Annotated in this window: 17 protein-coding genes and 1 riboswitch; of the genes, 10 read left to right on the forward strand and 7 right to left on the reverse strand. The window is 71.0% G+C overall.

Annotated features, from left to right (window positions below; translation table 11 throughout):
• Positions 1–155: 155 nt before the first annotated feature.
• From FHX46_RS05315 to FHX46_RS05325, 3 genes are all read right to left on the reverse strand, one after another.
• Positions 156–923 carry an ABC transporter permease gene (locus tag FHX46_RS05315; protein ID WP_167111174.1) on the reverse strand — a complete coding sequence of 256 codons (768 nt, stop codon included), beginning with the start codon at positions 921–923 and terminating at the stop codon, positions 156–158.
• Entirely contained in the window at positions 913–1,899 is a 987-nt protein-coding gene (locus FHX46_RS05320; RefSeq protein WP_167111176.1) for an ATP-binding cassette domain-containing protein, read from the reverse strand. The genes FHX46_RS05315 and FHX46_RS05320 overlap by 11 nt, the downstream gene beginning before the upstream one ends.
• Before the next feature lie 84 nt (positions 1,900–1,983).
• Positions 1,984–2,589: a PadR family transcriptional regulator gene (locus FHX46_RS05325; protein ID WP_167111178.1), complete on the reverse strand. Its 606-nt coding sequence runs from the start codon at positions 2,587–2,589 to the stop codon at positions 1,984–1,986.
• A gap of 62 nt (positions 2,590–2,651) precedes the next feature.
• Between FHX46_RS05325 and metG the strand changes: the two genes are divergently transcribed.
• The 5 genes from metG to FHX46_RS05350 all read left to right on the forward strand — a co-directional run bounded on the left by metG (position 2,652) and on the right by FHX46_RS05350 (position 9,253).
• Positions 2,652–4,457 carry a methionine--tRNA ligase gene (gene metG, locus FHX46_RS05330; protein WP_167111179.1) on the forward strand — a complete coding sequence of 602 codons (1,806 nt, stop codon included), beginning with the start codon at positions 2,652–2,654 and terminating at the stop codon, positions 4,455–4,457.
• Positions 4,450–5,280 carry a TatD family hydrolase gene (locus FHX46_RS05335; protein WP_167111181.1) on the forward strand — a complete coding sequence of 277 codons (831 nt, stop codon included), beginning with the start codon at positions 4,450–4,452 and terminating at the stop codon, positions 5,278–5,280. Before metG ends, FHX46_RS05335 begins: the two co-directional genes overlap by 8 nt.
• 274 nt (positions 5,281–5,554) lie before the next feature.
• On the forward strand, positions 5,555–6,955 hold the full coding sequence (locus tag FHX46_RS05340; RefSeq protein WP_167121151.1) for a resuscitation-promoting factor: 1,401 nt from the start codon (positions 5,555–5,557) through the stop codon (positions 6,953–6,955).
• Positions 6,956–7,032: 77 nt separating this feature from the next.
• Positions 7,033–7,893: a 16S rRNA (adenine(1518)-N(6)/adenine(1519)-N(6))-dimethyltransferase RsmA gene (rsmA, locus tag FHX46_RS05345; protein WP_167111183.1), complete on the forward strand. Its 861-nt coding sequence runs from the start codon at positions 7,033–7,035 to the stop codon at positions 7,891–7,893.
• A 65-nt stretch (positions 7,894–7,958) separates the two neighbouring features.
• Positions 7,959–8,051, forward strand: a riboswitch (SAM riboswitch).
• 188 nt (positions 8,052–8,239) lie between these two features.
• Positions 8,240–9,253, forward strand: coding sequence for a methionine ABC transporter ATP-binding protein (locus FHX46_RS05350; RefSeq protein ID WP_167104334.1), 1,014 nt, complete (start codon positions 8,240–8,242; stop codon positions 9,251–9,253).
• 56 nt (positions 9,254–9,309) lie between these two features.
• Here the strand turns inward: FHX46_RS05350 and FHX46_RS05355 are convergent, their stop codons facing one another.
• Positions 9,310–10,725: a DHA2 family efflux MFS transporter permease subunit gene (locus FHX46_RS05355; protein ID WP_167111185.1), complete on the reverse strand. Its 1,416-nt coding sequence runs from the start codon at positions 10,723–10,725 to the stop codon at positions 9,310–9,312.
• A gap of 142 nt (positions 10,726–10,867) precedes the next feature.
• Between FHX46_RS05355 and FHX46_RS05360 the strand changes: the two genes are divergently transcribed.
• The 3 genes from FHX46_RS05360 to FHX46_RS05370 are packed head-to-tail and all read left to right on the forward strand — an operon-like array spanning position 10,868 to position 14,160.
• Positions 10,868–11,437 (forward strand): TetR/AcrR family transcriptional regulator, encoded by a 570-nt coding sequence (locus FHX46_RS05360; protein WP_167111188.1) that lies wholly within the window; start codon positions 10,868–10,870, stop codon positions 11,435–11,437.
• Positions 11,438–11,446: 9 nt separating this feature from the next.
• Entirely contained in the window at positions 11,447–12,406 is a 960-nt protein-coding gene (locus FHX46_RS05365; RefSeq protein WP_167111190.1) for a 4-(cytidine 5'-diphospho)-2-C-methyl-D-erythritol kinase, read from the forward strand.
• Complete coding sequence (locus FHX46_RS05370) at positions 12,406–14,160, forward strand: ABC-F family ATP-binding cassette domain-containing protein (RefSeq protein ID WP_167111192.1); 1,755 nt, start codon at positions 12,406–12,408, stop codon at positions 14,158–14,160. The genes FHX46_RS05365 and FHX46_RS05370 overlap by 1 nt, the downstream gene beginning before the upstream one ends.
• Positions 14,161–14,192: 32 nt before the next feature.
• On the opposite strand, the gene FHX46_RS05375 is transcribed toward FHX46_RS05370, so the two are convergent.
• Positions 14,193–14,822, reverse strand: coding sequence for a TetR/AcrR family transcriptional regulator (locus FHX46_RS05375; protein ID WP_167111194.1), 630 nt, complete (start codon positions 14,820–14,822; stop codon positions 14,193–14,195).
• 56 nt (positions 14,823–14,878) lie between these two features.
• On the opposite strand from FHX46_RS05375, the gene FHX46_RS05380 reads away from it, so the two are divergent.
• A complete protein-coding gene (locus FHX46_RS05380; protein ID WP_167111196.1) occupies positions 14,879–15,517 on the forward strand; it encodes a DUF5701 family protein in 639 nt (212 codons plus the stop codon).
• 39 nt (positions 15,518–15,556) lie between these two features.
• Here the strand turns inward: FHX46_RS05380 and FHX46_RS05385 are convergent, their stop codons facing one another.
• Positions 15,557–15,925, reverse strand: a complete 369-nt coding sequence (locus FHX46_RS05385; RefSeq protein WP_167111198.1) for a YciI family protein — start codon at positions 15,923–15,925, stop codon at positions 15,557–15,559.
• 100 nt (positions 15,926–16,025) lie between these two features.
• Here FHX46_RS05385 and FHX46_RS05390 point away from each other — a divergent pair, with 100 nt between their 5' ends.
• A complete protein-coding gene (locus FHX46_RS05390; protein ID WP_167111200.1) occupies positions 16,026–17,714 on the forward strand; it encodes a fatty acyl-AMP ligase in 1,689 nt (562 codons plus the stop codon).
• Positions 17,715–17,784: 70 nt separating this feature from the next.
• On the opposite strand, the gene FHX46_RS05395 is transcribed toward FHX46_RS05390, so the two are convergent.
• Entirely contained in the window at positions 17,785–18,141 is a 357-nt protein-coding gene (locus FHX46_RS05395) for a DivIVA domain-containing protein (protein WP_167111201.1), read from the reverse strand.
• Between the last annotated feature and the right edge of the window lie 71 nt (positions 18,142–18,212).

Consider the following 18,212-nt stretch of genomic DNA (forward strand, 5'->3'; position numbering starts at 1 on the left):
TCTTCGCAAGAAACCGTGTGGTCACCATAAGCGCGAAGAGCCCCGGTCGCCGTGTCGACGCACCACCCGAAAGCGGTGTGACCCACGCCAACCGCACCCGCCGCCCGCGGCGGTGACGACGCGGGCGGCGGACGGGGTCCAGTCCACTGTGGAGGTCAGGCGTTCTCCTTCTGGAAGGTGCGGGTGCCCCAGAAGACCGCGAGCGCGGCCATCACCACCAGGATGATGGATCCGGTCGCGAGCGCGTCGATCGTGAGGTCACCGCGGAACGCGGCCCGTTCGGCGTCGACGACGTGGGTGAACGGATTGATCCGGGAAATGGTGAACAGCCAGTTCGGGGCCAGGATGCTGGTGATCGGCAGCAGGATGCCGGACAGCAGCAGCACCGGCATCAGCACGGCGTTGAGCAGGGCCGGGAACGCCTGCTCGCTCTTCAGCGTCAGCGCCACCGCGTACGAGGCGGATGCGAGCGTGGCCGCGACCAGCCCGACGATCACCAGGCTCAGCAGCACCCCGCCCAGCGGTGCGTCCAGTCCGAACGCGACGTAGGCCAGCACCGTGATCAGCGCGGCCTGGAAGACCGCCTGGATCACGTTGTTCGCGACCTTGCCCAGCAGCAGCCCGGCCCGGCTGGCCGGTGTGACCCGCAACCGCTCCAGCACCCCGCTGCGGAAGTCCATGAGCAGCGAGAACCCGGCGAACGAGGAGCTGAACAGCGCCAGCTGGACGATCAGCGCCGGGGTCAGGATGGTCCAGCTGCTGCCCGGCGGGAACCCCGGCGTGCTGCTGACCACCTTCTCCATCAGCGGACCGAACAGCACCAGGTAGAGCACCGGCTGCATGATGCCGATCATGACCCAGGCGGGGTTGCGCATGGACAGCGTCCAGTCCCGCTTGAAGATCAGCCAGGTGTCACGCAACATGGGCGGCCTCCGGGTGTGACTGGGTCTGCTCGGCGTCCCGCAGGGACCGGCCGGTGAGCGTGAGGAACACGTCGTCCAGCGTCGGCCGGTGCACCTGCATCGAGGTCATCGCGATGCCGTCGGCGTCCAGCCGGCGCAGCAGCTCCGGAAGCACGGTGTCCCCGCGCGGCACGCGGAAGCGCACCACGCCCTCGCCGGTGGTCACCTCGTGCGCGCCGTCGAGGCGCCCGGCGACCTCCGCCGCGGCCACCACGAACTCCGGGGCGACGCCGATCGTGACGCCGTCCCCGGACACGCGCGCCTTGAGCGAGTCCGGTGACCCCTCGGCCACGATCCGGCCGTTGTCGATCACCAGGATCCGGTCGCACAGCGAGTCGGCCTCGTCCAGGTAGTGCGTGGTGAGGAACAGCGTCACGCCGTGGTCGGCGCGCAGCCGCCGGATGTGTTCCCACAGGTTGGCCCGGCTCTGCGGGTCCAGGCCGGTGGTCGGTTCGTCGAAGAAGATCAGCTTCGGGTCGTGGATGAGGCTGAGCGCGATGTCCAGCCGCCTGCGCTGACCGCCGGACAGCGTCTTGGTCAGCCGCTGGTCCAGGTTTTCGAGGTCGAGCTGGGCGATCAGGTCCCGGCCGCGGCTGTGCGCGTCGGCCTTGCTCATTCCGTAGAGCCGCCCCTGGAGCTCGATCTCCTCCAGCACTTTCAACTCCGGGGTCACGCCGCCGCCCTGGGCGACGTACCCGATCTGCCGCCGCACACCCACCGGGTCGGCGAGCAGGTCGCGCCCGGCGACCTGCGCCTCGCCGGCGGTTGGGCGCAGGAGCGTGGTCAGCATGCGCAGGGTCGTGGTCTTGCCCGCGCCGTTGGGGCCGAGGAACCCGACGAGCTCGCCCTCGGCGACGTCGATGTCGACCCCCTTCACCGCCTCCACGCTGTGGCCGCGCGCGGTGAAGGTCCGCGCGAGGCCGCGTGCCTTGATCATGCACATCCCCCTTGGTTCAGTAGTCAAACTTGACTAGTGACAGCGGGCACTCTGCCTCAACTATCGCCCGCTAGTCAAATTTGATTACTTGATCTCGGGGGGAGCGCCGAAGTGGTGCCCGGGGTCGTCCGCCATCACGTACGCGCCCTCTTCCAGGCGCTTGATCAGCCCGCGCAGCCACTCGGTGGTCGCCTCGACGTTCACGCCCCACAACCGGTACAGCTCGCTCACGTGCGCCGGGTTCGCCCAGCACGACGTGCCCTCCAGCGTGTCCCGGACCAGGCCGAGCTCGCTCTCCAGGCGGGCGAGCCGCTGGCGCAGCAAGGACACCGCCCGTTCCCTCGGCAGGCAGGGCAGGAAGGTCAGCGCGGCGGCGAAGGCGAAGGCGTTCTGCGCGCCGTCCGCCTCGGTGTCCGCGATCATCTCGGCGAGCCCGGCCTGGAACTCGGCCTCGCCGTCCGCGGTCAACCGGTAGGCGACGCGGTCCGGGCCCCGCCCCTCCGGTTCGTCCGCCGCGGCCTCCAGCAGGCCCTCGGCCGCCATCTTCTTCAGCGCGTGGTAGATCGACCCCGGCTGGACGTTGGCCCAGCGATCGGCCGACCAGGTCAGCAGCTCACGCCGCACCTGATAGCCGTGCGCCTTGCCGTACATCCGTACGACGCCGAGCACCAGCAGCCGCGTGGGCGACACCGGACCTCCTTAAGCCTTCCCAGGTAACAATGCACGAGACGGCATCCGTACGCTAAACAGGCATGAGCATCCCTGTGTTGACGGCGGTGGCCTGGCCTTATGCCAACGGGCCCCGTCACATCGGCCACGTCTCCGGATTCGGCGTCCCGTCGGACGTGTTCTCGCGCTACCAGCGAATGGCCGGCAACCGGGTGCTCATGGTCTCCGGCACCGACGAGCACGGCACCCCGATCACGGTGCAGGCGGACAAGGAGGGCCTGACCTCCCAGCAGACCGCCGACAAGTACACCCGCCAGATCGGCCAGGACCTGCAGGGCCTCGGGCTGACCTACGACCTGTTCACCCGCACCAGCACCGGCAACCACGCCGAGGTCACGCAGCAGATCTTCCTCGCGCTGCACCGCAACGGCTACGTCGTGCCCAAGACGACCACCGGCGCGATCAGCCCGTCCACCGGCCGGACGCTGCCGGACCGCTACATCGAGGGCACCTGCCCGATCTGCGGGTACGACGGCGCACGCGGCGACCAGTGCGACAACTGCGGCAACCAGCTCGACGCGGCCGAGCTGATCAACCCGCGGTCGCGGATCAACGGCGAGAAGCCGAAGTTCGTCGAGACCGAGCACCTGTTCCTCGACCTGCCCGCGTTCACCGAGAGCCTCGGCAAGTGGCTGGCCACGAAGACCGACTGGCGGCCCAACGTCGTCAACTTCACCAAGAACCTGCTCGACGACATGCGGCCCCGGCCGATCACCCGCGACCTGGACTGGGGCGTGAAGATCCCGCTGGACGGGTGGCGCGACCAGCCGATGAAGCGGTTCTACGTGTGGTTCGACGCGGTGATCGGCTACTTCTCGGCCAGCGTGGAGTGGGCGCGCCGCAGTGGTGACCCGGACGCGTGGCAGGAGTTCTGGAACAACCCGGACGCGCGCGGCTACTACTTCATGGGCAAGGACAACATCACCTTCCACGCCCAGATCTGGCCCGCGCTGCTGCTCGGTCACAATGCCGCCGGCGACCGTGTCGCTCCTGGCGGTGGGGTCGGCCCGTACGGCAAGCTCAATCTGCCGGACGAGATCGTCTCCAGCGAGTTCCTGACCATGAGCGGGTCGAAGTTCTCCACCTCGCGCGGCACGGTCATCTACGTCAACGACTTCCTGCGTGAGTTCGGCCCGGACACCCTGCGCTACTTCATCGCGGTGGCCGGCCCGGAGACCCAGGACACCGACTTCACCTGGGACGAGTTCGTCCGCCGGACCAACTTCGAGCTGGCCAACGAGTGGGGCAACCTGGTCAACCGGTCGATCTCGATGGCGCACAAGAACAACGGCGCCATCCCGGCGCCCACCAAGCCGGCCCCGGCCGACGAGGAGCTGAAGGCGTTGTCCCGCAAGGCGTTCGAGACCGTGGGCGGGCACCTGCAGCGGTCGCGGTTCAAGCTGGCCGCCACCGAGGCGATGCGCGTGGTGTCGGCGGCCAACCGGTACCTGTCCGACCAGGAGCCGTGGAAGCTCAAGGATGACCCGGACCGGCGGGACGCTGTCCTGCACACCGCGCTGCAGGTCGTGTCGGACGCGAACACGCTGCTCACCCCGTTCCTGCCGCACTCCGCGCAGCAGGTGCACGAGGCGCTGGGCGGCACTGGTGTGTGGGCGGCGCAGCCGGAGCTCAAGGAGGTCGAGGACCTCGACATCCCCGGCCGGATCAACCCGATCCTCACCGGCGACTACGCGGCCGAGCAGGCGCGCTGGGAGTCGATTCCGATCGAGCCCGGCCGTCCGCTGGCCAAGCCGACGCCGCTGTTCACCAAGCTCGACCCGAAGCTGGGCGAGACCGGGCCGGAGTGGGCCCCGATCGTCGGTGGGTGAGAAGGAACGGCCACCGGTGCCGGAGCGCCTGCCGGTGCCGGTGGTCGACGCGCACACGCACCTGGACGCCTGTGGCGCGGTCACGGCGGCCGACGTGGCCGTGCTGGCGGACCGCGCCGAGGCGGCCGGGGTGACCCGCATGGTGACCGTCGCCGACGACCTCGCGGCTGCACGCTGGGCCGCGGAGGCGTCCACCTGGGACGACCGGGTGTGGGCGGCGGTCGCCATCCATCCCACGCGCACCAAGGATTTCGGTGATCCCGAACGGTCCGAAGTAGAGCGTCTGGCGCGGCAGGAACGAGTGGTCGCGGTCGGCGAGACCGGTTTGGACTACTACTGGGACTACTCGCCGCCGGACGCGCAGCAGGACGCGTTCCGGTGGCACATCGACCTCGCCAAGCGCGTGGGCAAGCCGCTGATGATCCACGACCGGGACGCGCACTCCGACGTCCTGCGGATCCTGGACGAGGAGGGCGCGCCGGACACGGTGGTGTTCCACTGCTTCTCCGGGGACGAGGACATCGCCCGCCGGTGCGTGGACGCCGGGTACGTGCTGTCGTTCGCCGGGACGGTCACGTTCCGCAACGCGCGGGCGTTGCAGGCGGCGGCGAGGCTGGTGCCGTCCGGGCAGTTCCTCGTCGAGACCGACGCTCCGTTCCTGACGCCGCACCCGTTCCGCGGCCGACCGAACGAGCCGTACTGCGCGGCTTACACGGCCCGGTTCCTCGCCGAGCTCCGTTCGGACGACCTGGACGAACTCTGTTCGGCGGTATCGGCTACGGCGGAGCGGGTCTTCCGGCTGCCGTCCGTCACCGCGGGCTGAACGGACTGCGACATTCGTGGACGGCAACCCCACCACTCGGCGGAGTGACGAAGGACACGTGATTCCCCCCGGTGTTTGCGCAACCCGCCGGGGTTCGTTACTGTCCCGTGACCGTGCCGCATGATCGTTCGAACCGAGCGAGCGCGGGACACCCGGAGTCAAGCCAGTGCAGGTCGGGATCGGGGATGGCGACGACTTCCGGGAGCCGTAGTGCGAAAGGGATCGACCTGCTGTGACTGGTAGTAGACGGGCCGACGCGCGCCTGGACGAGACGGTGGACTGGTTCCAGTCCAGCGGTGGTGGCGCGGTGGGCACCCTCGACTGGCCCGACGTGGACGAGTTCTCGGACGACCTCGCGGTCACCGAGCACGACATCCGCACGGTGCTGGGCTCGGACGCGGACGATCTCATGGCCGAGGCCGAGATCGACGTCGACGAGCTGATCAGGCTGATCAACGCCGAGACCACGTTGCTCCCGGCGCTGGCCATCCCGGACGCGGTGTCGGAGGACCGGACCGCGGCCGTCGAAGCCGAGGAGGAGCCGGAGAAGGCCCTCGTCACCGCCGTCAAGACCTGGAAGCGCCGGTTCCTCCGGGGCTCGGTCCTGGCCCTGCTGATCAGCCTCACCGGTGGCGGCGCGGCCGCCCTGGCGATGAACAAGAGCGTGACCGTCGACGTCGACGGTCACACGCAGACCGTGCACAGCTTCGGCAAGACGGTCGGCGAGGTCCTCGAGGACGCCGGTCTCACCGTCGGTGAGCACGACGCGCTGTCCCCCTCGCCGCAGGCGCCCGTTGGTGACGGTGGCGTCATCAAGCTGGAGCGCGGCCGCAAGCTGAACCTGCTCGTCGACGGTGTGGCCCGCGAGTCCTGGGTCCGCGCGACGAGCCTGCAGGAAGCCATCACGCAGCTGGGCCTCGGCGACGAGTTCGGCCCGGGCACGGCCTTCTCGCTGCCGCTGGACGCGGAGCTGCCGCTGGACGGCGCGACCGTCGAGATCAAGACCGTCAAGAACATCACCGTCTACGACGGCGACGCGGCCCCGCGCCAGCTGAGCACCACCGCCCTCACCGTGGAGGAGTTCCTCGCGCAGCAGGGCCTGTCGCTCGGCCCGGACGACTCGATCGACGGTGGCCCCGGCCTGAAGCTGACCAACGGCGCCGAGGTGCACATCTCCCGCACCGGCGTGTCCGTGATCAACCAGGAGGAGGACATCGATCCTCCGGTCCAGGAGGTCAAGGACAACACGCTGGAGGCCGGCAAGGAGGTCGTCCAGGACCAGGGCACGCCGGGCAAGCGGCTGGTGACCTACCGGATCACCAAGCGCAACGGCAAGGAGACCGCCCGGGAGCAGCTGTCGGCCAAGGTGGTCGTCGAGGCCAAGCCGAAGATCGTCCGGGTCGGTACCAAGCAGCCGGTGGTCAGCGACGGCTCCATCTGGGACGCCATCGCGAAGTGCGAGTCCGGCGGCAACTGGTCGATCAACTCCGGAAACGGCTACTACGGCGGCCTGCAGTTCAACAAGAGCACCTGGGACGCCTACGGCGGCGACCAGTACGCGGCCTACCCCCACCAGGCCACGCGGGAACAGCAGATCGCGGTGGCGACCAAGGTCCGCGACTCCCGCGGTGGCTACGGCGCCTGGCCCGTCTGCGGCGCCAAGGCCGCCGGCTGACCCCGTCAGCACGCCCATGATGCCCCCGGCCACCGGCCGGGGGCATCTGATTTTTCCGGCGCACTACCATCACGCGGGTGACCGCACTGCTCGGACCAGCCGAGATCCGTGGCTTGGCCGCCGAGCTGGATGTCCGCCCCACGAAGAAGCTCGGCCAGAATTTCGTGCACGACCCGAACACGGTCCGCCGCATCGTGGACCTCTCCGGTGTCGGCCCGGGTGATCACGTCCTCGAGGTCGGTCCCGGTCTCGGCTCGTTGACCCTCGGGCTGCTCGGCTCGGGCGCCCGGGTGACCGCCGTCGAGATCGACCCGGTCCTCGCGGGGCGCCTGCCCGCCACCGTCGTGGAGCGCGCCCCGGGGGCCGCGGAGAGGTTCACCGTCCGCACCCAGGACGCCCTGAAGCTGCGGGCCACCGACCTCGCGGACCAGCCGACGCACCTCGTCGCCAACCTGCCGTACAACGTCGCCGTCCCGGTGGTCCTGCACCTGCTGGCCGAGCTGCCGTCGCTGGCGCACGGCCTGGTGATGGTCCAGACCGAGGTCGCCGACCGGATGGCGGCCGGACCGGGCAGCCGCATCTACGGCGTGCCGAGCGTGAAGCTCGCCTGGTACGGCCCGGCCCGCAAGGTCGCGCCGGTGCCGCGCGCGGTGTTCTGGCCGGTGCCCAACGTCGATTCCGCGCTCGTCGCGTTCGAGCGGTCGGCGGAACCGGCGTCCGGCGCGGACCGGGACGAGGTGTTCGCGGTCGTCGACGCCGCCTTCGCGCAGCGCCGCAAGACCCTGCGGGCCGCGTTGTCGTCCTGGGCCGGGTCCGCCGAGCGGGCCGAGGCGATCCTGCGCGCCGCGGGTGTCGATCCGCGCACCCGCGGTGAGCAGCTGGGGGTGCGGGACTTCGCGAAGATCGTGGAGAGCAAGTCCTTACCACCGTTGGTGTGATCTCGCACCCTGATCCCGACCTGGGACTTGCCAAGGACACACGAGGTCCGCTGTACTCTTTGAGGTATCCATCCCGAGCGGCTGAGAGACCTGGCTCGCCGAAGCCGCAGCAACCACCCCAACCGGGGGGCAGGTGCTAACGCCAGGACCGATGGAGGATTCCTGTGTATCGCATGCTGCTCACGAGGCGCCGCGTCGTCGACGAATGTCGTCGCACGGTCTGTGCGTGTCGTCGCTGACCGCTTCTCCTTTCCTCACCGTTTCCTGACTTCGCTTGACCGTCCTCTGTAGACGGTCGCCTTGGTGTGCGGTCGGCGCGTTCGCGCCCGTTGTGCTGGAGCCCTTCGTGATCACTGTCGAAAACCTGACCAAGTCCTTCCCCGGTGCCGCCAAGCCCGTTCACGCCCTGCGGGACGTGAGCGTCGAGGTGCCCGCCGGCGCCCTGTTCGGCGTCGTCGGTCCCGCCGGGTCCGGCAAGTCCACCCTGACCCGGTGCATCGCCCTGCAGGAGAGACCCGACCGCGGAACCGTCCGCCTGGACGGGCTGAACACCACCGGCCTGGACGGGCGGAAACTGCGCGAGGTGCGCCGCCAGGTGGCGGTGCTGGACGCGCAGCCGGTGCTGCACGCCGACCGCACGGTCGCCGGCAACGTCGCGGCCCCGCTGGAGCAGCTGGGCCTGGAGGGCCCGCAACGCCGGAGCCGCGTCGGCCGTCTGCTCGACCTGGCCGGTCTCACGCAGCGCGCGGCGCAGCGCCCGGTCGAACTGACCCCCGGCCAGCGCCGCCGGGTCGCGCTCGCGCGGTCGCTGGCCGCCGGCCCGGCCGTGCTGCTGGCTGACGACCCGACCGCGGGTGTCGGCGCCGAGGAGGCCGGTTCCGTGCTGGCGGTCCTCGACCGCGCGCGTGCGGAGCTGGGCGTCACCGTGCTGCTCGCCACCCAGGACGGCGCCGCGGTGCGGCGGGTCTGCGACGGGGTGGCCGTGCTGGAGGACGGGCGGCTCGTCGAGCAGGGCACCGTGCTCGAACTGCTGTCCACGCCCGGCAGCAAGGTCGCGCAGACCCTGCTGCCCGCGATCGACACGCCGCGGACCCAGTCGTCGCGGTACGACCGGTCGGTCGACGTGGTGCTGATCGGGTTCGCAGCCGTCGGGGCGCTGCTGCCGGAGGCTGCCGCCCGGTTCGACGTCGAGCTGGCCACCATCGGCGGCGGGCTGACCCGCGTCGGCGACACCCCGGTGGCCCGGTTCCGCGTCGGCGTCAACGGCAGCCAGGCCGACGCGGCGCTGGCGTGGATCGCCGACCGCGGCGCCCACGTGGTGCACCCCAAGGAGGGCCCGAAGAGCATCGTCGCGGCCTGACCCGGCAGGCGGCAACGGGGGCGTCCCGCGTGACGGGACGCCCCCTTCTTCTGGAGTCACCTGCCGCGCGCGAGGGCGCCGGCCGCGATCGCACCCACCGCGACGATCCCGGCGGCCCACCCGTTCGCCACCGCGTAGCCGTGCACCGTCGCAGCGGGCAGGCCGAGGCCGGCGACCGAGGCGGTCGCGCTCGCCGCGACCGTGTTCAGCGACGCGGTGCCCAGCGAGGCACCCACCTGCTGCGAGGTCGTGATGAACGCCGACGCCACCCCGGAGTCCTTCGGTGCCACGCCGGCGGTGGCGATGTTCATCACGGTCGGCATCGCCAGCCCGGCGCCGGCCCCCAGCACCAGCTCCGCGGGCAGGATCAGGCTCCAGTACGAGGTGCCCACGGACAGCTGGGTCAGCACGGCGAGCCCGGCGGCCAGCAGCAGGAGTCCGATCACCAGCAGCGGCCGCGGCCCGGTGCGCGGGATGAGCCGCCGGGTCAGCACCGTCGAGACGGTGATGTTGGCCAGCAGGAACGGCAGGAACGCCAGGCCCGCGCCGAACGCGCCGAACCCCATGATCCCCTGCAGCTGGTAGGTGAGGAACAGGAACATCCCGAACATCCCGAAGGCCGCGAGCGCGATCGTCAGGAAGCCGGCGGACCGGGTCCGGTCGGTCAGGATGTGCAGTGGCAGCAGCGGGTTGCCGGCTTTGGTCTGCCGGAGCACGAACGCGCCCAGCAGCACGACCGCGCCGGCGACCGAGCCGAGCACGACGGCCGAACCCCAGCCGCGCGCGGCGGCCTCGGACAGTCCGTAGACCAGCCCGGCGATTCCGGCGCTGCCCAGGAGCCCGCTGAACCAGTCCAGCCGCGCCGACCGGTGCCCGGGCACGTTGGGCAGCACGAAGGCGCCCGCGACGGCGGCGGCGATCGCGATGGGCAGGTTCACGTAGAGGCACCAGCGCCACGATGCGTACTCGGCCAGCGCGCCACCGGCCAGCAGACCGAGCGCGCCGCCGGACATCATGATCGCGCTGAAGATCCCGAACGCCTTGGCCCGTTCCCTGGCCTCGGTGAAGGTGATCGTCAGCAGCGAGAGCGTGGACGGGGCGAGCAGTGCGGCGAAGACCCCCTGGGCCGCGCGGGCGGCGATGAGCAGGCCCGGTCCGGCGGCCATCCCGCCGACCGCCGAGGCGGCGGCGAAGCCGAGTGCCCCCACGATCAGCGTGTTCTTGCGGCCCAGCCGGTCGGCCAGCCGGCCGCCGAGCAGGAGCAGGCCGCCGAACGCCAGTGTGTACGAGCTGATCGCCCACTGCCGGGCCGCATCGGTCATGCCGAGGTCGGCCTGTGCGGTGGGCAGTGCGATGTTGACGATCGTGGTGTCGATGATGACGAGGAGCTGGGCGAGCCCGACGACGGCGAGTGCCAGCCATCTCCTGGTGTCCGGGGGTGCCGGTGCGGGCGCCGCAGTGGTAGTGGTCATGGGCGAAACCCCCTGGTGGAGAAGTGGGTTAGACTGAGAGGACCATTGCTAGTCGGCCGACAAGTAATGGCACTGACGACACTGTAGGCGTATCGCTAGCCGGTCGTCAAGCAAGTTTGCGGATTCCTCAGGAAGGACGGGCATGGCGGGGCGGCGGACCGACACGCGCGAGCGCATTCAGCAGGTCGCGCTGGACCTGTTCGTCGAGCAGGGCTACGAGAAGACGTCGTTGCGGGAGATCGCGGAGCAGCTCGGTGTGACGAAAGCCGCGCTGTACTACCACTTCCGCACGAAGGAGGACATCGTCCAGAGCCTGATCGAGGACATCGGCACCGCGGTGGACGAGATCATCGAGTGGGCGCGGGCGCACGACGAGCCCGCCACCGTCCGCGCCGAGGTGCTGCGCAGGTTCTCCCGGCTCGTCCAGGGGCGGTTCGGACCGATCATGCGGTTCATGCAGGACAACCAGCCCGCGCTCAAGGAGCTGCACGCCGGGCACGTGCTCGCCGAGCGGATGAAGGGCCTGTTCGCCCTCGTCGTGCCGGCCGGCGCGGGAACCGAGGACAGGCTGCGTGCGCGGCTGGCGCTGATCGCCCTCATCCTGGGCAGCAACCCGCATTTCCTCGACGAAGACCAGGCCGCGGACGCGGGCGAAGTCGCGCTGCGTGTCGCACTGGAGCTTGCTTCTCCGCGGCCCGCGGCGGGCACGTAGTCTTGACGGGTGCTCGCCGTCGTACCGCCACCTGTCACCGTCAGAGTGCCCTCGAAGATCAACTTGCACCTGTCGGTCGGTGACCTGCGCCCGGACGGTTTCCACGACCTGACCACCGTCTTCCACGCGTTGTCGCTGACCGACGAGGTCACCGTCGCGCACGCCGAGGAGCCGGGCGTCGAGGTCTACGGCGAGGGTGAGCAGGTCGTGCCCACCGGCGCCAGCAACCTGGCCTGGCGCGCGGTCGAGGCGCTGGCCGCGCACGTCGGCAAGCCGGACGGGCCGGCGAACGTCCGGGTGGTCCTGCGCAAGGGGATCCCGGTTGCCGGCGGGATGGCCGGCGGCAGCGCCGACGCGGCCGGCACACTGGTCGCGCTCGCCGCGCTGTGGAAGCTCGACATCGGCCGGGACGAACTCGCCGGGCTCGCCGCGAAGCTCGGCTCGGACGTGCCGTTCGGGCTCTACGGTGGCACCGCACTCGGCACCGGCCGCGGTGAGCAGCTGGTCCCGGTGCTGTCCCGGCACACCTTCCACTGGGTGCTCGCGTTCGACCAGCGCGGGCTGGCCACCGAACGCGTCTACGCCGAGCTCGACCGGCTGCGCGAGACCGGCAACCCGCCGCGCGTCGGTTCGCACGCGCCGGTCGTCGAGGCGCTGGCCTCGGGCGACCCGCGTCAGCTGGCGCTGCTGCTCGGCAACGACCTGCAGGCCGCCGCGGTGTCGCTGCGGCCCGGCCTGCGCCGCACGTTGCGCGCCGGGGTGAACGCCGGCGCGCTGGCCGGTACCGTCTCCGGTTCCGGTCCGACCTGTGCGTTCCTGTGCGCCGACGCGGAATCCGCCCTCGAGGTGGCGGCCGAGCTGGCCGGGGCCGGCGTGTGCCGGACGGTCCGGGTCGCGCACGGCCCGGTGCCCGGTGCCCGGCTCGTCGGCGACGAACACCGACCGACTCCCCCGCAGGTGCACGCGTAGTGGCCAATCTGATCAACCTCGAGGCCGTGTCCAAGTCCTACGGGGTCCGCCCGCTGCTGGACGACGTCTCCCTCGGCGTCGGTGAGGGCGAGCGCATCGGCGTTGTCGGTCTCAACGGCGGTGGCAAGACCACGTTGCTGGAGGTCCTGTCCGGGATTGCGGAGCCGGATTCCGGCCGGGTGAGCCGCGTGCGGGACCTGCGGATGGCCGTGGTCACGCAGCGCACCGAGCTCGCCGAGGGCAGCACGATCCGCGAGGCGGTGCTGGCCGGTTACGACGCCGAGCACGAGTGGGCGGCCGACGCCCGGGTCCGGTCCATTGTGGAGGGGCTCGGGCTCACCGCGCTGGGGCTGGACAACCCGACCGCGACACTGTCCGGAGGGGAGCGTCGCCGCGTCGCGCTGGCTGCCGCGCTGATCGGCGACCTGGACCTGCTCGTGCTCGACGAGCCGACCAACCACCTCGACGTGGAAGGTGTCCGCTGGCTCGCCGACCACCTCCTGGCGCGGCGGTCCGCGCTCGTGGTGGTCACCCACGACCGGTGGTTCCTGGACACGGTGTGCGGCCGGACCTGGGAGGTCGCCGACGGCCGCGTCGAGCAGTACGAGGGCGGCTACGCGGACTGGATCTTCGCGCGCGCCGAGCGGGCCCGGCTCGCGGCGACCGCGGAGGAGAAGCGGCGCAACCTCGCGCGCAAGGAGCTCGCCTGGCTGCAGCGCGGTGCCAAGGCCCGCACCTCGAAACCGCGGTACCGGATCGAGGCGGCCGAGGCGCTGATCGCGGATGTGCCGGAGCCGCGGAACACCGCCGAGCTGATGTCGTTCGCGAAGCGCCGGCTGGGCAAGACCGTGCTGGAGCTGGAGGACGTGACGCTCCTGGCCGGGGACAAGCCGGTGGTCGAGGGGCTGACGTGGCGGATCGGGCCGGGGGACCGGTTCGGGCTGGTCGGGGTGAACGGCTCCGGCAAGACCACGCTGCTCAAGCTGCTGGCGGGGGAGGTTCCGCCGGCCGCGGGCAGGCGGATCGAGGGCAAGACGGTGCGGCTGGCGCACCTGTCGCAAGAGCTGGACGGGCTGCCCGGCCAGCTGCGCGTGCTGGAGGCCGTCGAGGAGGTCGCGGCGCGCGTCGTGCTGGGCAAGCAGGAGATGTCGGCCTCGCAGCTGGCGGAGAAGCTCGGCTTCCCGCCCGCCCGGCAGTGGACGCCGGTCGAGGACCTCTCCGGCGGTGAGCGGCGGCGGCTGCAGCTGGCGCGGTTGTTGATGGCCGAGCCGAACGTGCTGCTGCTCGACGAGCCGACGAACGACCTGGACATCGACACGCTGCAACAGCTGGAGGACCTGCTGGACTCGTGGCCGGGGACGCTGGTCGTGGTCTCGCACGACCGTTATCTCGTGGAGCGCGTGACCGACGCGGTGTACGCCCTCTTCGGTGACGGCCGGATCACGCACGTGCCCGGCGGGATCGACGAGTACCTGGCGCGCCGGTCGGCCGCCCGCATCGCCCCGGCCGCCCCGAAACCCGCGCAGAAGACGTCCAGTGCGGCCGAGTTCCGCGCCGCGCAGAAGGAACTGTCCCGTTTGGAGCGACGGCTGGACCAGCTGCACGCCCGGGAGACCACGCTGCACGAGCAGCTCGCCGAGCACGCCACCGATCCGGGCAAGCTGGTCGAGCTGAACAGCGAGCTGAAGACGGTGCGCGCGGAGATCGAGGACGTCGAGGCGCGCTGGCTGGAGACCTCCGAGCTGGTGGAGTAGACCGCCGCGACCGCGACGAGGTGCCCGGACCGTCAGGTGCGGGCGTAGGTGCCCAGCGCGGGCTCCAGGAGAGCGAAGGTCCGCTCCGCCTCGGCGCGGACGACGGCGGCGATCTCGGCGTTGCCGCGGCCGGCCAGCGTCAGTTCCTGGATGCGCGCGAACAGCACCCGGTGCGCACCACCCAGAACCGCAGCGGCCGCGCGGGGAGTGATGTCACCCGGGGCAGCCCCGGTCGCCTCGACGAGGGCGGCCGCCAAGGCGTCCTCGCGCTGGTCGTGCAGGCCGCGCAGGCACACCGACAGCGTCGGGCTGTTCACGATCATGCGGGTGAACTCCGGTCCGGCGAACCCGGCCACCGGGTCCTGCCGGTCCACGGCGTCCAGGAAGGCCCGCCGGAGCGCGGTCAGCGCCGGCTCGCCGGGCGCGCGGGCGGTCACCGTGCGCGCGAGGCTCGTGACGAAGTCGTCCTGGTGGTCGAACGCGAGATCCTCCTTGCGCGGGAAGTAGTTGGTCACGGTCTTCTTCGCTACGCGTGCGGCGTCCGCGATCTCGCTGATGGTGGTCTGCTCGAAGCCCTTCGCGAGAAACAGCTGCGTCGCCCGGTCGGAGATCAGCTGCCGGGTCTCGCGCTTCTTGGCCTCGCGCAGGCCGGTCGTGCTCATGGCCGCATCTTACCCCAATCTTACTACCGTGCTAAACTTATTCCCGTAGTAAAAAAATGGAGGTGCGCGTGACCGATCCCACCGCCGAGTTCGACCGCCAGGTCGGCACCCTGCTCGCCCGCGGCTATCCGGCGCTCGCGGGTCTCGACGAGGACGCCTTCACCGGTCTGGTCGAGCCGCTGCGCGCCCAGGCGCGGGGCGGTGAGCCCGGCCCGGAGGCGGAGCGGGTCCCGTTCCTGCTGGTCGTGACGCGCAAGATCGCCCCGATCGAGGAGACGATGCCGCGCACCACGCTGCACGGCGGCCGGCTGCCCGGGTTCGTCGACCACTCCTTCGAAGCCGGGTCGCTGGAGTGGTTCGTGGCCACCCCGGAGCTGCCCGCGCCGGAGGCGTACCTGCTGTTCGACGTCGAACGCGGCGAGGAGTTCTGCGGGGTCGTCCCGAAAGACGCCATGCGGGTGGTCGCCGACCGTGGCCGCACGCTCCTCACCATCGACGAGGGCGTTGCCCTGATCACGCAGTTCCCGCAGGTGCTGGTCAAGAACAAGTGCTTCTCGCTGGGCGGATCACGCTGCGGTGACCGCCGGGTCCCGGCGATCTGGATCAGCAAGCGGGCGCCGAAGCTCGGCTGGTGCTGGGAAGGCAACCCGCACACCTGGCTGGGCATGGCTTCCGCCGGGTCCCGCGCCGCCTGAGGACCCGGCGCCGGGCGGGTCCCGCCCGGCGCCGGACCGTCACATCTCCTGGCCGGCCGAGAACATCACCGGCCGGACCTCGATACCCAGCCCCTCGACGCTGGCGTCCGGGATCATCGCAGCCAGTTCGAGTGCCCGTTCCCGGCTCTCGACGTCGACCAGGTAGTACCCGCCGAGGTACTCCTTCGCCTCCAGGTACGGGCCGTCGGTCACCACCGGTGCGCCGTCGCGCACGCGGACCACCGCGCTGTTGGACGGATCGGCCAGCGCCTGCGTGCTGATCATCTCGCCGGACTCGCGGATCGCGTCGATGAACGCGCCGTGGCCGGTCATCACCGCGTTCCGGTCCTCCTCGGTCAGCGACTCCCACACGGCCGGGTTCATGTGCATGATCAACAGGTACTTCACCGGTGCCTCCTCATCGGCTGTCTGCACCAGGAGATCGGAGCCGCGGCCCGGTTCTCGACATGCGCGCCGGCCCCGCGCGGCCCCCGATAAGGTGAGCGCCATGAGTCGGTTCGTGGAGACGCTCGTCCGCACCGCGGCGGAGGGTGGTCGGTTGCGTGGCATGGTCACCGGTGAGCCCACGGAGCCGGTCCGCCGGACCTGGGCCGAGGTGCACGAGCAGGCCCGGCGCATGGCCGGGGCGCTCGTCGCCGGGGGTCTGGAGCCGGGCAGCGCCGTCGCCGTCCTGGCCGGGGCGCCGGCCCTGATCGCACCCACCGTGCAGGCGGTGTGGCTCGCCGGCGGCAGCGTGACGATGCTGCACCAGCCGACCCCGCGCACCGACCTGGCGCTGTGGGCCGAGGACACCGTCAAGGTGCTGGGCATGATCGACGCGAAGCTCGTCGTCCTCGGCGAGCCGTTCGACGCGCTCGCGCCGGTGCTCACCGAGCACGAGATCGGGTTCCGGATGATCAGCGACCTGTTCGACGGGGAGCCGATCAGCGAGCCGGTGCGGCGCGACGAGGACGACCTGGCGCTGCTTCAGCTCACCAGCGGCTCGACCGCCGACCCCAAGGCCGTGCGGATCACCCACGGCAACCTCTACACCAACGTCAAGGCCATGGTCGAGCGGGCCGAGTTCGACTTCACCCACGACGTCATGGTGTCCTGGCTGCCCACCTTCCACGACATGGGGATGGTCGGGTTCCTCACCGTACCGATGACGTTCGGGGTCGAGCTGATCAAGATCACCCCCGCGGAGTTCCTCAGTGGACCACTGATCTGGCCCGAGCTGATCAGCAAGTACCGGGCCACCACCACCGCGGCCCCGAACTTCGCCTACGCGATCGTGGGCCGGCGGCTGCAACGCGTCGAGGACGAGAACGCCTACGACCTGTCCACCCTGCGCATCGCGCTCAACGGCGCGGAGCCGATCGACGAGTCCGCGGTGCGGGCGTTCGTCGAGGGTGGCGCCCGGTTCAAGATGCCGGAGGAGTGCGTCTTCCCCGCCTACGGCATGGCCGAGGCGACGCTCGCGGTCTCGTTCGCGCCGCTGTTCACCGGTCTCACGCTCGACATCATCGAGGCCGACGCGCTCGAGGCGGACAACCGTGCGGTGCCGGTGCCCGAGGGCGACCCGCGCCGCGGCACCGAGGAGGTGCGGTCGTTCGCCGTGCTGGGCCGGCCGCTGGACGGGCTCGAGGCGCGCATCGTCGACGACCACGGCACGGTGCTGGGTGAGCGCGAGGTCGGCGAGATCCAGCTGAGCGGGCCGGCCGTGACCCCGGGCTACCTCACGATGGCGGGCCCGAAGCCCACCCAGGATGCCGACGGCTGGCTCGCCACCGGTGATCTCGGGTACCTGGTGGACGGTCAGATCGTGATCTGCGGGCGACGCAAGGACGTCATCATCATGGGCGGCCGCAACATCTACCCGACCGACATCGAGCGGGCCGCGACCGCCGTGGACGGGGTGCGCGCGGGCAACGCGGTGGCGGTGCGGATCGACGCCGGAACCCGGCGCGAGCGGTTCGCGGTGGTGCTGGAGTCGAAGCTGGCCGGCGACGCCGAGGCGGAGCGGCGGCTGCAGAAGGAGGTCGCGGCCCGGGTGCGGGACGCGGTGGACGCCCGCCCGTACGCGGTGGTCGTCCTGCCCGCCGGCAGCCTGCCGAAGACGCCGTCCGGCAAGGTCAAGCGCGCCGCGACGGCGGTGCAGTTCGCCGACGCGATCGCCCGGCACGCCGCCTCCTGACCTGCCCGGGGAGGGGCTCGCGGACACGTCCACGAGCCCCTCCCCTGGGGCGCGAATTCCGCGCGAGGCGTTACTCGGGAAGTGTCACCTTCGGGGTTTCCGCCGGGGCCGCGGTCCGTGGCGCCGTCGCCTCGGTCACCGATCGCGCCTCCGGCACGGCGTAGGGCAGGCCACCGCGGCGGGCGAACTCGTCCTCGACCTGGTCGAGGAACTCGTCGACCGCGCGTTCGTCGTAGCCCCGCTTACCGAGCAGCGGCTTGCTGAACATGACGTGATGCACCTCGGCGGCCGTCAGGTCGTCCTCACCCGCCAGGGTCCTGGCGATGCGCTCGACGAACTCGTCGACCTCGTGCTTGGCGTACCCGCGCCGGCCGATGGGGGCGTTACCGAACTCGACTCGATACACGTCGTCGGCGGAAAGGGACATGCAGTACTCCAGTTCAGCGTGGACGGGATGTTCCCTGATCCCGTCCTAGCTGCCGGGCCACACCTCCGGAA

Origin of the sequence: Amycolatopsis viridis (assembly GCF_011758765.1) — a bacterium.
GTDB lineage: Bacteria > Actinomycetota > Actinomycetes > Mycobacteriales > Pseudonocardiaceae > Amycolatopsis_E > Amycolatopsis_E viridis.